Raw genomic sequence first — 14,056 nt, 5'->3', positions numbered from 1 at the left:
TCTCCCTGTCAATCCGCTTGTTCGCGGATATGCGAAGTGATACGCCTTATGCCATTGATGTTCAATGATGAAGCTGGATGGACGGGGCCAAGCCCCCTCTGCACAACGAAGACTGTCGCGACGTGAGAGGTCAGCATGCCCACTGTCGGCTGGATCCGCGAAGGTGACCTCGATGCCTTCTATGAGGGCACCGAAAGGACTCCTGATCCCGGGCCACCGAAAGAGCCTAGCTTCTCCTGTCCTTTCTGCGCATCACTTTTTCCGAGCCAGTCTGTTTTCCACGACCATGTCTACGCCAAACATCGCGTAGAGCGGCCGTTCATCATGATGCGCGGCCGCGAACCAAGTGCCCATGCCGTCCTTCGATCGCCACTCGCATTGCCAGAAATTGCTGTAGCGAACACGAGCCACGCCATGGTCTGCCTCGACGGTGCCGAGCCAGAGCAGGTCTCCATAGATAGACTCAAGAAGATTGTCGCCGAGACCTCACAAGCGGAGCTAAAGCTCGAATTGGTCAATGCGACAGAGGAAAGAGCGACACCCGTTGTAACTCAATATGGCTTTTCTTTCCGAATTGCGGAGAAAGCGGATCTCAAGCGAGTGGAGGAAGCATTTAGAGAAATACTGGTAGCAGAATCGATTACCAGAAACTCGATTGGCTCCTTCCTCGCGGACAAGAGGACCCAGGGACCGGGCAAGGAATATGCGTCCGGTTTGGCTGATTATTGTCTCGGCATTCTGATCAAAGAGCGCCCCCAAGGCGAAAACCTCACCACTCCATTCTCTCGCTATCGTGAACTCTATGGTCGCGCACTCGATATTCTGAAGGATTTCCCGAGCCCCCTCGCAAAATTGATTACCTGCATCATACGCTTCTCGTTGAACGACTTCGAGAATGGCGGAGAACGCACGGGATATTGGGAGCTCGACCTCGCGATCGAGCTACTATCGGATCCTAGCTCGGCAAGCCTGACGCGCCGTCTCGAAAGCGACGCACGGCGCCCGGTCTGCCCGATCGATCACGGGACAGGGCGCATGCTTGAACTTTCCAAACATCTCACAGCACAACCCAGATGGAGCCCCATCCTGGATGACGAGTGCAGAGCGCTCGCGCACTCCGATCTACTCGACGCAACTGATCACCAGAAGGCTTTCGCTATTTGGGCCGCATCAGCGTGGCGACTTGGCTCGACAGACAGCGCCTTGGAACCACTAACACAGATCGCCGAAATCTATCCCTTCAGCCGATGGGCAAGCAAATACCTGGAGCAAGCATCAACGTGACCGAGAGAGAAGATAAGCCAGGAACCAAGGCTGAGAGCACGAATACCGAAAAGCCAGCAGAGGGGCCGGATCGCGCCAACGATACCTCGTCCGATGAAGTTGAACTTCCGCCCACGCTTGTGGGCTACTTTGGCGAGGATCGTGCGAGCCCGTCCGCGTTCTTCAAGGTTCTTCGCAAGAATGATGTGAAGCGCTTCCGCCACGCGGACCAAGAGGCGGCAGCCAAGCTCATGCCGACCAAGGACCCCGAGGTGGAGCGTCTCTGGGGTTTGATGGCCCAAGCCTCGCCGCCGGACCCAGTCGATGCGTGGGTGTGGGGAGCCGCCCAGTCGCGCCTTAAGGAGCAACTCGGAGAAGCTTTCGACCCCCAAGACCACGATGCAGGGCGCATCTTCAAATCCATTCTGCGTGAACTCTCTGTAGGCCTGAGCTCAGAAAAGAAGGAGGATAAGAAACGCGCCGAAAATCTTCTTCGGCTGGCCATCTGCTGGCTTGTCGAGAAACGGAAGCTCAGGACTTGGCAGGTTGCGGAGCAACTTTGTCCAGTCCTCTTCAAAGATCTAAAGGCTGCTACGCGCGTAGCTCAGCGAGCCGTTCAGAGGGGAAGGCCTGGTGAGCTTCGGATTGCTGCAGCAATTGCAGCACTGGGCGACCAGATGGTCAAGGCCGCGGAAGACGAACAGGCCCGCGAGAGGAACATTTCAAACGATCTTCGCTTTCGCCTCGACGATGCGAACCGAAAGCTCGAAAAGCTTCGCTCAGACCTAGAAGATGCAAAGAAGACGATCTCCGATCAGGAGACCAAGATAGCGCAGTTGGATCAGACCCTTGCCGCTGAACGCCATCACTGGGGTCATGATCTGACGGAGACCAAAGCGGAGCAGAAGGTTCTCCTAGGCGAACGACTGGGACCGCTGCTCGCGGATGCCATTGACGCCCTCGAAATCGAGCCTCCAGCACCGGGAACTGCGCTTCGACGTGTGAAGGCTGCCCTGTCAGTAATTGAAGAGGCTAAGGAATGAGTGAGACCATATTTGGTATAGACTTTGGAACGACGAACAGTCTTGCGGCGGTCTCTGTCGGGGGTCGAGCTCTGGCGCTCGTAGATCAGGTTACCCGTCGTCCTCACCCTTCAGTCATCTGGTACCGAGGCTCGGACATCGTGGTTGGACGCGAAGCCCGCGAGAATATGGACATCACCGAAAGTGGCGCCCCACCAGGCTTCGTTCGATCTCCGAAAATGTCCCTTAGGCGCGACGGTCCGATCTTTGTAGACGGGAGACCCGTTGAGCCTACCGACGCTGTGGCCGAAGTCCTCAGACACTTGAAAGCCGACGCATCCATAGCACGCGGAGGAGCACCTGCGCATGATCTCGCGCGAGCGGTCTTCACCATCCCCGTCGACTTCGGAGGGCCTGAGCGTCGAGCCCTCCGCGAAGCGGCGCGGAAAGCCGGCATTGGTGTTGTGCAGTTCGTTCATGAGCCAGTGGCTGCTCTTTACGCTCACATTCGTGCCCAACCTGACCTTGGCCGTGAGCTGGCGCGCCTCGAAGGAAGGTCCATCCTGGTTTTCGATTGGGGTGGCGGTACCCTCGACTTGACCCTCTGCCGCATCACTGGTGGTGCGATCATGCAGGTCAGAAATCTTGGTGATAACGAAGTCGGCGGCGATAAGTTCGACGAACGTCTACGAAATTACCTGCGCGAAAAGCATGCTTCTGCGCATGCCTTGGAAGACATCACAGCTCTGGAGCAACCGGGAATGGCAGCGAAGCTGCTGCACCAGTGCGAAATTCTGAAGATTCATTTGTCTGATCCCAAGGTCGACACCGAAGACGTGATCGTGCGGAACTACCTGAAGGTGGATGGGCCCGGGAAAAACCTCCTTGCATCGGTAACCCGTACGGAACTCGAGGAACTTAGCTCTGGCATCGTCGCGCGCGGGCTAGCTCGGATTGATGAGATACTCGAGCAGGCGCAGCTGACTTACCAGGACATCGAACTCTGCCTGGCAACTGGCGGGATGGTCAACATGCCCGCAATTCGGGATGGCCTGACGGAAAGGTTCGTGGGAAGGGTTCCGCGACTCGAAAATGGAGATCGCATCATCGCCGAAGGCGCAGCTTGGATCGCGAATGATGGGCTCCGGCTCAAGCTGTCTAAACCGATCGAAATTCTTGTCGCGGATACATCGGGCCAGGGCACATACCACTCTCTCGTCGATGCGGGGTGGCCTCTTCCGATCGAGAACGAAACGCAGAACGTCGCCAACACGCGCCTATTTTGCGTTGATCCCCGAGAGGGCATCGCCGTGGTGGAGGTCGCGAAGCCGGTAAAGCTCGGAAAGACCTCACCGAATGATCCCCGACGCTCCCTCTGCGTCGTTAAAGTCAACGTTGACCCCAAAGCACAGCCATTGCTCGAACGGATCGAATGCAACCTGCAGATCGATCATGATTACGTCGCACGAGTTAGTCTCAAGTCTACGGGACGCGGTGCCGAGGCTTCGGAGGAATTCCACGACCTCGAGTTCGGTCTGTCTCTGGCCGAGGCAGCCTCCTCGGATCAACAGGGTGACGAGCTTGGCTCTGGAGGGAAGCCTGGCCCAATTGGTCAAGTGGGAGCCTTGGCCCATACCAATCTCTATCAGAGAACCAATGTCGCAAGGTTTGATGAACGCACTCAGACCGTTGGGGACCTTTGGAAATTTGTCCCCGGCGACATTATTGAGAAGTGGCGTCCGGGCTACTTCGACATCAGAAGCAACGCGGCCACCCCACGCCAGCATGAAGAGCGTTATTTCTACGTGCCCTGCCCTCGCTGCAAGAGAAACATTTCGCAGATGAAGGCCGAGGGTCCTATTCACGCATGCTTGGAAAGCCCGAACTACTGCGGGTTTGAGCGTCCAAGGCAACGGGGCCAAAAAAACTCTGGCATCAACCGCACCTTCTAGGAGGGGAACCGAGAAAGCGTTTTCGCGTGTCGAAGTACAACCCCAACCACCGAGTCGAGCCGAACTACGACGCTGCAAGGCGGTCGTGCGAACGATCTATGACGAGATCGACGGAACTCTGCGATGAAACAGGGCAAGCGGAAGGAGTTCAGGCATGACTCTTGCCTATCGCTCCACTTTGGTGGTTCACGGTCGCCTCGCCATGCGGGAAAGCCGCATAGCAGCAGCCCGAAACAGGCGACACGGCCTGCAGGTCATGACGTTCGAGCAAGCAGCTGTTCGCCTTGCGGGCGGTTTCGCTCGCCCAATCGACGCCGAGAGCCTGCGAGCGGCCATCCAGGCGGCCCTACCCGCTACGCCGATGGGAGAGCTCGAGAGCATCAAGGCACTCCCCGGAATGATCGACGCGGCGGCCGACACGCTCCACAAAGCCTGGCGCGCTGGCATCGATCTTGCCTCGCACGCGGCCGACCATCCGCGTCTCGCCGCTATCGCACGCCTGGAAGCAGCCATCCTCGACCGCCTTCCGCCCGGCATGATGCGACCCCTCGACATCGTTGCAGCCGCGACCGCCCGCATCGCTCATGCGCCTGCGGTCCTCGGCCCATTGGAGATCGCCGGGCCTACCGAACTCTCGGGCTGCTGGCGGCCGCTGCTTCAGGCTCTCACCGACCATATCCCCGTGCAGTGGACGGCCGGCCCGAGAGAGGTTCCCGCATGGCTGAACGGCACGGGTGTCGAGGTCGCGCGCTCACCGGCGCGGAAGCCAGAGATCAGTTCCATCAGCGCGGCGACTGCTTATCACGAAACCATTGAGGCGATGCGCTGGGCGCGAAACCTACTGGCCTCGGGCGTCTCGGCCTCTGAGATCGCAATCGCGACTGCGTCGACCGCTGACTATGACGATTATTTCCTGGCCCTGCGCGCCGACGCCAATATCGACCTGCACTTCGTCCACGGCGTCCGCACCGTCACCACTCGCGATGGCCAGACAGCCGCAGCGCTTGCCGACATCGTGGTCCGCGGCCTGTCACAATCGCGACTGCGGCGCCTCGCGGCGCTCTGCGGGGACAACGGGCCATTCGAGACCTTGCCCACAGGTTGGCTGAGAGTCCTGCCGACGGACGCGCCGCTCTCCACACCGGGCGTTTGGAACCGTCTGCTAGCTCGGTTGGCACCGGAAGACTGGCCCGACCGCTCCGAGCATGCGCCGGCGCTGCGCGCAGCGGTCGAGACTCTGACGAAAGGACCGGAGGCCGCCGGCGAAATCGGAGAGGCCTTCCTCAACGGCAGAGCACTGGCGATCTGGCGCAAGGCTCTACTCGCTGGTCCTGCTGCCTCGATCGACGCGACACTGGAGACAATGAAACAGGACGACGGACTTGAAGCGTGCGTCTGCGTTGTGTGGACGCCGGCCAGCGCGCTTGCATCGTCGCCTCGCCGCTTCGTACGGCTGCTCGGGCTAAATTCGTCTCGCTGGCCGCGCGGGATTGCCGAAGATCGGCTGATCCCCGACCATATCATCCCAACCCCCGTTCTAGACCCGCTTCCCGTAAACCTCGCCGACCGCCGGGACTTCGAGACGATACTCGCCACGACGGTCGACGAAGTCGTCCTCTCACGCGCTCGGCGCGACAGCGACGGACGCCTTTTCGGGCGTAGTCCTCTCCTCGCCGCACATGGCGACGAAACCTATCTACGCCGCAACGCGACGCCGGCGCGCGCCTTCAGCGAAACTGACCGCCTTTTGGCCCGACCGGAGGAGTTCGCCTCAGATCCCCAAGCGGTCAGCGCACGAATCTGCTGGCGCGACTGGCGGCAGGGGGAGATCACCCCCCATGACGGGCTCGTGCGCGCCGGTCATCCACTCGTTCAGGCAATCCTCGACCGCACCCAATCGGCCAGCTCTTTGCGTCGTCTGCTGCGCAATCCGCTTAGCTTTATCTGGGTCTATGCGTTTGGATGGCGTGAACCACAAAGCAGCGCAGAGCCGCTTGTGCTCGATGCACTCGGGATCGGCGATCTCGTCCACATGGTCCTCGAGCGCGCTTTGCGCAAACTCGAAATCGGAGGCGGCCTCGTTTCCGCCAGCACGAAAGCCATCGATGTGGCGGTGGCAGAGGCCACGGAGGCTGTTGCCGCCGACTGGGAAAGCGCGCGTCCGGTTCCACCGGCCATCATCTGGCGGCGCACTCTAGACGACGCTCGCGTGATGGCGGGCCGAGCCCTGTCCTATGGCGATGATCCACTGCCGGGCGCACGGTCCTACGGTGAGGTGCCCTTCGGTGGATCACAGCCGAAATCCGACACAGAAACACCTTGGGATGCGAGCACGCCGGTCACGATTCCTGACACGGGCTTCAACATCGCCGGTTATATCGACCGGCTCGACGTCTCCGGCGACGGAAAGCGTGCGCTGGTACGCGACTACAAGACAGGCCGCCCACCGCGGAGTGAGGTCCGCCTGAACGGGGGGCGGGAGCTTCAACGCTGCCTCTATGCCTTCGCGGTGAAGGCACTCCTCGGCGATGACGTCGCCATCAGCGCCTCGCTGCTCTATCCGCGCGAGGCCGTCGATCTTAAACTCGACGATCCCGAAGCCGTGCTCGCAGAGATCACAGGCTATCTGCGTGCAGCACGGGCGAGTTTCGCCAGCGGCGCAGCCCTGCCTGGCCCGGATACCGGCGGCGATTATGACGAGCTCGCCTTCGCCCTGCCAGCCAATGCCAGCGCCACCTATTGCAGACGCAAAATGCCAGCCGCGACGGAGCGTTTGGGAGAAGTCGCGCAGGTGTGGGAGGCGCAATGACAAGCAGCGTGTCCAAAGAGCTGAAGGACGACGGCGCACGCCGCAATGCGATCAGCTTTCATGATCGTTCAATTCTGGTCGAAGCTGGCGCGGGTTCAGGGAAAACCGCCGTAATGGCCGGCCGCATCGCTGCCATGCTGGCCGAAGGCGTCGTGCCGCGTTCTATCGCCGCCGTCACCTTTACCGAACTCGCCGCGAGCGAGCTGCTGTCGCGTGTCCGCGAGTTCGTCGCCGACCTCGCGGACGGCATGATCGCAACCGAACTACGCGTGGCGTTCCCAAATGGGCTGACACAGCACCATCGCGACAATCTCGCCGCCGCCAGAGCGGCGCTCGACGAAATCACATGCTCAACCATCCACGGCTTCTGCCAGCGCCTAATCAAGCCCTATCCAGCGGAGGCTGATATCGATCCCGGCGCTGGCGTAATGGATCGCAATCAGGCAGATCTCACCTTCCTCGAGATTATCGATGGCTACCTGCGCGAACGCCTGTCCGACGGCCAGGACGGCATCTTGGCCGAAATGGTACTTCACAGCCCCGGCGAGACCGTGGCGCTGATCCACAAGATCGCCGAAAACCTGCGCCGCCGCCCCACGCTCGCGGCCCCGCCCGTTTCCCCGCTTGACGACCACCTAGCGGCTTTCCGGAAGGCCGCTGCGGATTTTGCAGGCTTCATGGATGGTTTGGCGGCAGCCGAGCCGGAAACGGTAACGATCGTCGAGCGGCTGTCCGAAATGGTCGCAGCCTTGGCGAACGGTCCCGATCCCGTAGCGCCTGCAGGCCTCGTCCACCTCCTGACTTCACGGCCGCACCCGGACCTTTGCACCAAGGCAGGCACGTTCGCCTCCTATCGCAAGAAGGGCAAATGGGCCACCGCAGCCAAGCAGGCAGGCCTCTCAAAAGCTGACGGCGATCGGTTCAACGATGCCGCGGAGACCCACTACACCGCTTGCTGCGAAGCCTGGGTTGCGCTCGTGCAGGCGGCCGCCGGCCATGCACTCACGGCGCTGATCGGCGAAGCACGCCCCATCCTGCAACGCTATCGCGACCACAAGCGCGCCAGCGCCCAGCTCGATTTCGACGATCTAATTTTTGCCGCACGTAACCTACTACGCGACCACGATGCTGTGCGCCGGGCGCTGGGGCAGCGTTTCGCCCATGTCCTGGTCGACGAATTCCAGGACACCGATCCTCTTCAAACCGAGATCTTCTGGCGACTATGCGGCGAACCGGCCGATGGCAATGACGATTGGACCCGCTTCCGGATCCGGCCGGGCGCGCTTTTCCTGGTCGGCGACCCGAAGCAGGCAATCTATCGATTCCGGGGAGCCGACGTCGGAGCCTATTTGCTGGCACGAGACGTCTTCCGCGCCCAGGACCCCGAGAGCCTCCTGTCTATCTCTACCAACTTCCGCTCCCGCGCCTCAATCCTCACCTTCGTAAACGAGCGCTTCGAGGCAGTGCTCTCGGCCGGCGGCCAGCCGGGTTTCACCGCTCTCGACCCGTTCCATGACGATCGGGGCGGCCTGTGCGTCGCGGCCCTCGACATCGCCGCGGCCAACGAAAATGGAAAAGCCAGCGCCGAACAGCAGCGCGACGCAGAAGCGGACGCCGTCGCCGATCTGTGCGCCAGGCTGATCGAAAGCCATTCTATCATCGACCGTCGCAACGGCGCGGAGCGTCCCTGCCAACCGGGCGACATCGCCTTGCTGGCGCCTACCGGCGCCGAGCTGTGGCGCTATGAGGAAGCCCTAGAGCGCCGCGGCATCCCCGTCGCGACGCAGGCCGGCAAGGGTCTGTTCCGCCGCCAGGAGATCCAGGATCTCATCGCGCTGACGCGTGTTCTGGCTGATCGCCGCGACACGCTGGCACTCGGTGCGCTGCTACGGGGACCTCTGGTCGGTCTCACTGAAGAAGAATTGCTGGACATTGTCTGGGCTCTTCCGCGCTCGGAGGAACAGCCGGATCGGATTCCGCGCCTGGATCTCAGCATCGACCCAGCCGTCATCGCGCACCCGCTCGCGCGCGAGATCATCGAGCGGCTGCAATCGCTCTCCCGTCGCGGCAACAGCACGACGCCGCACGCACTGCTCTCGCAGGCCGTGGACGTGATGCGCGTCCGTCCGCTCCTCCTTGAGCGTCATCGCGGGCAAGCCGAACGTGCGCTCGCCAATGTCGATCTCTATCTCAGTTTGTCGACCGGCTACAACGTGCGCGGCCTGCGCGCTTTTGCCGAGGCGATGGCCGCGGCGTGGTCCGACGAGGCCCGCGCTGTTGAGGGACGGCCCGACGCGCAGGAGGAAGCCGTCGCACTCTTTACCATGCACGCGGCCAAGGGGCTGGAATGGCCGATCGTCATTCCGATCAACACCATGACCGGCGTCATGGCGCCCGACAGTGCTGTCATCGACCGCGAGTCCGAGACTTTCTATTGCCCGGTCCTGGGCGTCACGCCCGAGGGCTATGAAGCCGCGCGCCAGACGGAGAAGGAGGAGCTGGACCGCGAACGCATCCGGCTCTGGTATGTAGCAGCCACTCGCGCCCGCGAACTCCTCGTCCTACCCCGGCTCGACGCCACGCCATCGAAAACGGCCTGGATCGGTCTAGTCGATCTTTCGCTCGCGGACCTGCCTAGCTTGGACGTATCCCACCTGCCTGCCAGCCTCACGACCGCAGGGGTGGACGCTGGCAATACCCAGACGCGCACGAGCTTCGCCGCGGAAGCCGAGATCATTGCCGCCGCACAGGCGCGGCTGACCTGGCTTGTTCCCAGCCGAGACGAAAACGCCGCCGGGACCGTGCGGCGGGAAGCGGAAGGCCCTGCGCTCTGGATGGGGTCGGCTGATGACCAGGCTCCAGAGATGGAGGCCGCGGCACTCGTGCAGGGCGGCCGGGAGCGCGGGCTGATCCTCCACAAGCTCATGGAGGAAGTGCTGACCGGCGAAATCCTAGAGGCGGAAGCCGCCCTGACGGAACGGGCGGCCGACCTAGTCGGCGCCCTTGGCCGATCTCAGGCCGCAGACCCGGCGACGGGACTCTCAGCTGAGGAAATGGCGGCCTGTGTTGCCCGAACCCTGACCCTCCCCGACATTGCGGCCCTGAGACCCGATCTTTTGGCTGAGTTTCCTGTCTATAGCGCAGATGTGTCTGATGGCGTCGAGACCGCTCGGGCAGGGATTGCCGACGCCTTGACTGTTGACGAGGATGGCAGGCCGGTGGTGGTTGTCGACTGGAAAAGCGACGTGAACCCCGACGTTCAAACGCTCGATCACTATCGAGCCCAGGTCCGCGCCTATCTCGACATGACTGGCGCAGAGCGCGGACTGATCGTGCTGATGACTTCGGGCATCGTAATCCCCGTTCTGCCGACGAAGTCTCCAGAGAGCGAGACGGCCTGAGTATATGTCGTCTCTTGCTTGGATTGATTTCGATGAAGCCGAGCGTCAGCGGGCGCAGCGCATCATGGCGCTATTCCAAGAGCGCGAGACTCGCGATGAGCTGGGGCTTGGCGCGATCCGGGATTCCATCGCCGATCATCTTTTTCCCGGCACGAGCACTATCCAGACTCGCCTGAGGTACATGTTGTTCATTCCCTGGCTGTTTCGGGATCTGGAAAGACGCGACGGCACCGAGTCGCAGCTCCGCGCTCAGGCGCGCGACGCGGAAATTCGGCTTGCCGACGCCTTGAAAGCTGGCGGCGAGACCAATGGCATCATCGGTCGCGATGCTGGGCCGCGTCTCCAGCGGCTCCCGAGTTCGGTTTATTGGGCCGGGCTTGGCGCGTGGGCGATTCGGGTCTTTCCCGGTTCCATCGACAGCCTGTTCGTGGCGTTGCGCGGCCGAGGCCGTTCGCGCATCGCATCCAGCAGCGAAGACTCGTTGGCCGGCGCACAGGTTCCCGCCGTCTGGAATCCGGCCTTGCCGCAGATGCCAGGAGACCTGCTCGAACGCGCCGTCTTCCAACTGAGCACTGACGAGGCGCAGTTCCTAATCGATCGGCTGGTCGCCAGTCAGCCGAACTCGCTACTCACGATGCTTGCGCGCGAAGGCATCGACGCGGACTGCGACCAGATCTGGACGCATCCTCATCTTTCGGCGTTTCCGACCCCCGCTCGGCGCCTCGTCCAGCATGGGGAGATCTTCTCCCATTTGATGCACGGCGCCTCTCTGCTGTACAACCTCGCGCTCAGCGAGCTGCGCCAGCGCGATGATTGGATCGACTCCTATCGCGAGCGGCTTGAAGTCTGGAGCGACGAACTCGATCTGGGCGCCGTCCGTACGTGGTCGCTCGATGATTTCTGGAATATCGTGGAGCATCCGGCGCACGCTGTCCGACCGGCCGCCAAGCGCTTCGTGACCGAGTGGCGCGAGTTGGTTCTGGCCGGGCCGGAGCAAGTGTTTTCGTCGCCCGCAGGGCGACAGCTTGTCGAGGAACGTGAACGCCGGCTCAAGACCAGCCAGTCCCGCTACGCCAATCATGCCGTGCGCGACCGCTGGACAGGTGCATCGGGTGCAGAACGCCTCAGCTTCCGCTGGGCGCAGGCAAAATCACATCTCCGGGACCTCGCGCATGCTGAATAGGCGCAGCCTCGATCCCGAGCAGAGAACACTCTACGGCGCCAATCTGCAGCCGCCCGCAGGCTATGTATTCGATGCGGCGGTCGCCACGACCTTCTCGCTCGACTTCGAGACCGCGCTCGCGGTACCGGTCAGTCTGGCGCTCTTCGCAGCAGAAAATCGCGACGACATACTCTCTCACCCCCTGGCGCTTCTAGAGGGCGCCGAGCGCATCTCTGGCCGCCTCGTCGTCTTCACCGACGCAGGACATATCCAAGCCAGTGCCCGACCACACTCCCGCCTGTGCTCGCTGCTCGAACGCATCGTGGTCGAGGTCGCCGCACCTAAAGGCGGAGCCTTCCATCCCAAGATGTGGGCATTGCGTTTCACGCCGCTGCGCTCCGACGAACCAACGCGCGTACGTTTACTTATTCTCTCTCGGAACCTGACACGTGATCGCTCCTGGGATCTTGCAGCCACCCTAGACGGCGTGATCACCAAGCAGCCCAAAGCTATCAACCGCCCGCTTGCCGATTTTCTCCGACAGCTCCCCAACCTTACGACCGCAGGCGCTCCAGAGGGCACGAATACACTGGTCGATGAACTCGCAGCAGACATCCGGCGCGCCGAATGGACTCTGCCCGAACCGTTCCAGAGCGTCACCTTCTCGGTCAATGGACTCGGTGGAAAGCCTTGGCGCCCGGAACCCTGTGCACGGCTGGGCGTAGTGTCACCCTTCTGCGATGATCAGACTCTGTCGATGCTCGCCGGCTTGGCCAGCGCCGAAAAACCCTCCTTCATCGGGCGGTCCGACGAACTCGCACAAGTTTCCGATGCCACGCTGGATGGCTTTGCTGGCGTTGCAGTGCTCGACGAAATGGCGGCGACGGAAGACGGCGAGGAGGAAGATGGCACGGCCTTGCAAGGGCTTCACGCCAAGGCGTTCATCGCTGAGCGCGGATGGGACACTGCGATCACGATCGGTTCGGGAAACGCCACGCGGCCAGCGCTGCTGACCGGCAAAAATGTAGAGATATTTGCTACACTGACAGGGAAGCGTTCGCGGGTCGGGAGCGTTGACGAAATCCTCGGCGACAAGGGGTTCGGCAGGCTGACGCGGCCTTTCGCCCGCAACGAGATGAGCGCTGCCGATGCGGCGCAACGGGCAGCCGAAGCGCGTTTGGATTTGGCGCGGCGCGAGATATGCCGCAGTGGCCTGAAGCTCCGTTGCGAGCGTGGCGAGCCAACCAACGATGGCGCTTCGGCGTGGCGGGTCTGGCTTGTACCAACCGAACCGCTTCCGCTTGTTGGGATTGGGGCCTTGCGCGTTTGGCCGATCACACGGGGCGAAGGGCATGCGCACTCCGTGCTGGAGCTGCTTCGGCAAGGACAGCCCGCTGACCTTGGCGCGATGCCGTTGGTCGACCTCACCCGATTCCTCTCCTGTCACCTGACGGATGAGGAGGAAGACTTCTCTATCCTGTTTAGCACTGGGCTCAAAATGGATGGGCTGCCCGCAGAGCGCCACGCCGCTATCCTGCGCTGGGTCATCGATAGCAGGGACGCTTTCTTTCGCTATTTGCGGCTTCTCCTCTCAGAATTGGGCGATCCCTTCGCCGCCGCTCTGGCGGCGCAGGACGGTTCCGGTCAAGGCGCTTGGCGAGCGGCAAGCGACGACGCGCCGATCCTCGAAGAGATGGTCCGGGCGTTCTGCCAAGGCGGCGACCAGCTCCGCGCGATAGAACGGCTAATCGCACGCCTAGAAACCGGCGACGATACCTTTTCCGATACCGATCCGATCCCCGCCGAGTTCCGCGCGCTGTGGAACACCTTTCGAATTGCGCTCGCTGCGCAGGATGCCGCGCATGGCGAATGAACGGTTCCGCGCCGACGCGGCGCTCGCTCCTCTCAAGGTCTTTCAGCGACGCACCGTCGATTATGTCTTCGATCGTCTCTACGGCGACGACGACCCTGTCAGCCAGTTCCTGGTCGCCGACGAAGTTGGCCTCGGCAAGACGATGGTAGCGCGCGGGGTCATCGCTCGCATGATCGAGCACCTTTGGGACAGCACCGAACGGATCTGTCAATCCGCATCCAATCGTGACCCCGTATCGGCGTCCAAGATTGACCCCCTTGGTGCTGAGCTGGCCCGGCGCTGCGTAGTCCTCATGTAACGCAGCGGCGGCGGGCCTGCGTGGTTGCGGCTTGGTGTTACGCCCGGTTTTTGAAGCGCCAGCTTTCGTTGCCGGTCTCGACGATCTCGCAATGGTGTGTGAGCCGGTCGAGGAGTGCGGTGGTCATTTTTGCGTCGCCGAAGACGGTAGGCCATTCGCCGAACGCCAGGTTGGTCGTGACGATGATCGAGGTCCGCTCGTAGAGCTTGCTGATCAGATGGAACAGGAGCTGGCCGCCGGTCTGGGCGAACGGAAGATAGCCGAGTTCGTCCAGGA

Annotated in this window: 9 protein-coding genes; 8 read left to right on the top strand and 1 reads right to left on the bottom strand. The window is 62.0% G+C overall.

What is annotated here, in order from left to right; genetic code table 11:
- The first annotated feature begins 135 nt into the window (after window positions 1-135).
- From OEZ60_RS14765 to OEZ60_RS14730, 8 genes are all read left to right on the top strand, one after another.
- Window positions 136-1,284, top strand: a complete 1,149-nt coding sequence (locus tag OEZ60_RS14765; RefSeq protein WP_263337755.1) for a hypothetical protein — start codon at window positions 136-138, stop codon at window positions 1,282-1,284.
- Window positions 1,248-2,306, top strand: a complete 1,059-nt coding sequence (locus tag OEZ60_RS14760) for a hypothetical protein (RefSeq protein WP_263337753.1) — start codon at window positions 1,248-1,250, stop codon at window positions 2,304-2,306. Before OEZ60_RS14765 ends, OEZ60_RS14760 begins: the two co-directional genes overlap by 37 nt.
- Complete coding sequence (locus tag OEZ60_RS14755; protein WP_263337750.1) at window positions 2,303-4,237, top strand: Hsp70 family protein; 1,935 nt, start codon at window positions 2,303-2,305, stop codon at window positions 4,235-4,237. Before OEZ60_RS14760 ends, OEZ60_RS14755 begins: the two co-directional genes overlap by 4 nt.
- A 154-nt stretch (window positions 4,238-4,391) precedes the next feature.
- On the top strand, window positions 4,392-7,046 hold the full coding sequence (locus OEZ60_RS14750; protein ID WP_263337747.1) for a PD-(D/E)XK nuclease family protein: 2,655 nt from the start codon (window positions 4,392-4,394) through the stop codon (window positions 7,044-7,046).
- Entirely contained in the window at window positions 7,043-10,447 is a 3,405-nt protein-coding gene (locus OEZ60_RS14745) for a UvrD-helicase domain-containing protein (protein WP_263337745.1), read from the top strand. Before OEZ60_RS14750 ends, OEZ60_RS14745 begins: the two co-directional genes overlap by 4 nt.
- A gap of 4 nt (window positions 10,448-10,451) precedes the next feature.
- A complete protein-coding gene (locus OEZ60_RS14740) occupies window positions 10,452-11,630 on the top strand; it encodes a DUF6361 family protein (RefSeq protein ID WP_263337743.1) in 1,179 nt (392 codons plus the stop codon).
- Window positions 11,620-13,482 carry a phospholipase D family protein gene (locus OEZ60_RS14735; protein WP_263337740.1) on the top strand — a complete coding sequence of 621 codons (1,863 nt, stop codon included), beginning with the start codon at window positions 11,620-11,622 and terminating at the stop codon, window positions 13,480-13,482. Before OEZ60_RS14740 ends, OEZ60_RS14735 begins: the two co-directional genes overlap by 11 nt.
- Window positions 13,472-13,780 carry a hypothetical protein gene (locus tag OEZ60_RS14730; RefSeq protein WP_263337737.1) on the top strand — a complete coding sequence of 103 codons (309 nt, stop codon included), beginning with the start codon at window positions 13,472-13,474 and terminating at the stop codon, window positions 13,778-13,780. Before OEZ60_RS14735 ends, OEZ60_RS14730 begins: the two co-directional genes overlap by 11 nt.
- A 37-nt stretch (window positions 13,781-13,817) precedes the next feature.
- On the opposite strand, the gene OEZ60_RS14725 is transcribed toward OEZ60_RS14730, so the two are convergent.
- Window positions 13,818-14,056: ATP-binding protein (locus OEZ60_RS14725; protein ID WP_263337735.1), on the bottom strand; the 239-nt coding region annotated here is incomplete at its 5' end.

It is taken from the genome of Albidovulum salinarum (assembly GCF_025673475.1).
GTDB classification, from domain to species: domain Bacteria; phylum Pseudomonadota; class Alphaproteobacteria; order Rhodobacterales; family Rhodobacteraceae; genus Albidovulum; species Albidovulum salinarum.
Note: the sequence above shows the minus strand (reverse complement) of the source record. Positions and strands in the feature narration are given on the sequence as shown.

What these genes read in the sequence shown, in the direction of transcription:
- OEZ60_RS14765 (WP_263337755.1), top strand. Translation starts at nt 136, where the DNA reads ATGCCCACTGTCGGCTGGATCCGCGAAGGTGACCTCGATGCCTTCTAT.
- OEZ60_RS14760 (WP_263337753.1), top strand. Translation starts at nt 1,248, where the DNA reads ATGGGCAAGCAAATACCTGGAGCAAGCATCAACGTGACCGAGAGAGAA.
- OEZ60_RS14755 (WP_263337750.1), top strand. Translation starts at nt 2,303, where the DNA reads ATGAGTGAGACCATATTTGGTATAGACTTTGGAACGACGAACAGTCTT.
- OEZ60_RS14750 (WP_263337747.1), top strand. Translation starts at nt 4,392, where the DNA reads ATGACTCTTGCCTATCGCTCCACTTTGGTGGTTCACGGTCGCCTCGCC.
- OEZ60_RS14745 (WP_263337745.1), top strand. Translation starts at nt 7,043, where the DNA reads ATGACAAGCAGCGTGTCCAAAGAGCTGAAGGACGACGGCGCACGCCGC.
- OEZ60_RS14740 (WP_263337743.1), top strand. Translation starts at nt 10,452, where the DNA reads ATGTCGTCTCTTGCTTGGATTGATTTCGATGAAGCCGAGCGTCAGCGG.
- OEZ60_RS14735 (WP_263337740.1), top strand. Translation starts at nt 11,620, where the DNA reads ATGCTGAATAGGCGCAGCCTCGATCCCGAGCAGAGAACACTCTACGGC.
- OEZ60_RS14730 (WP_263337737.1), top strand. Translation starts at nt 13,472, where the DNA reads ATGGCGAATGAACGGTTCCGCGCCGACGCGGCGCTCGCTCCTCTCAAG.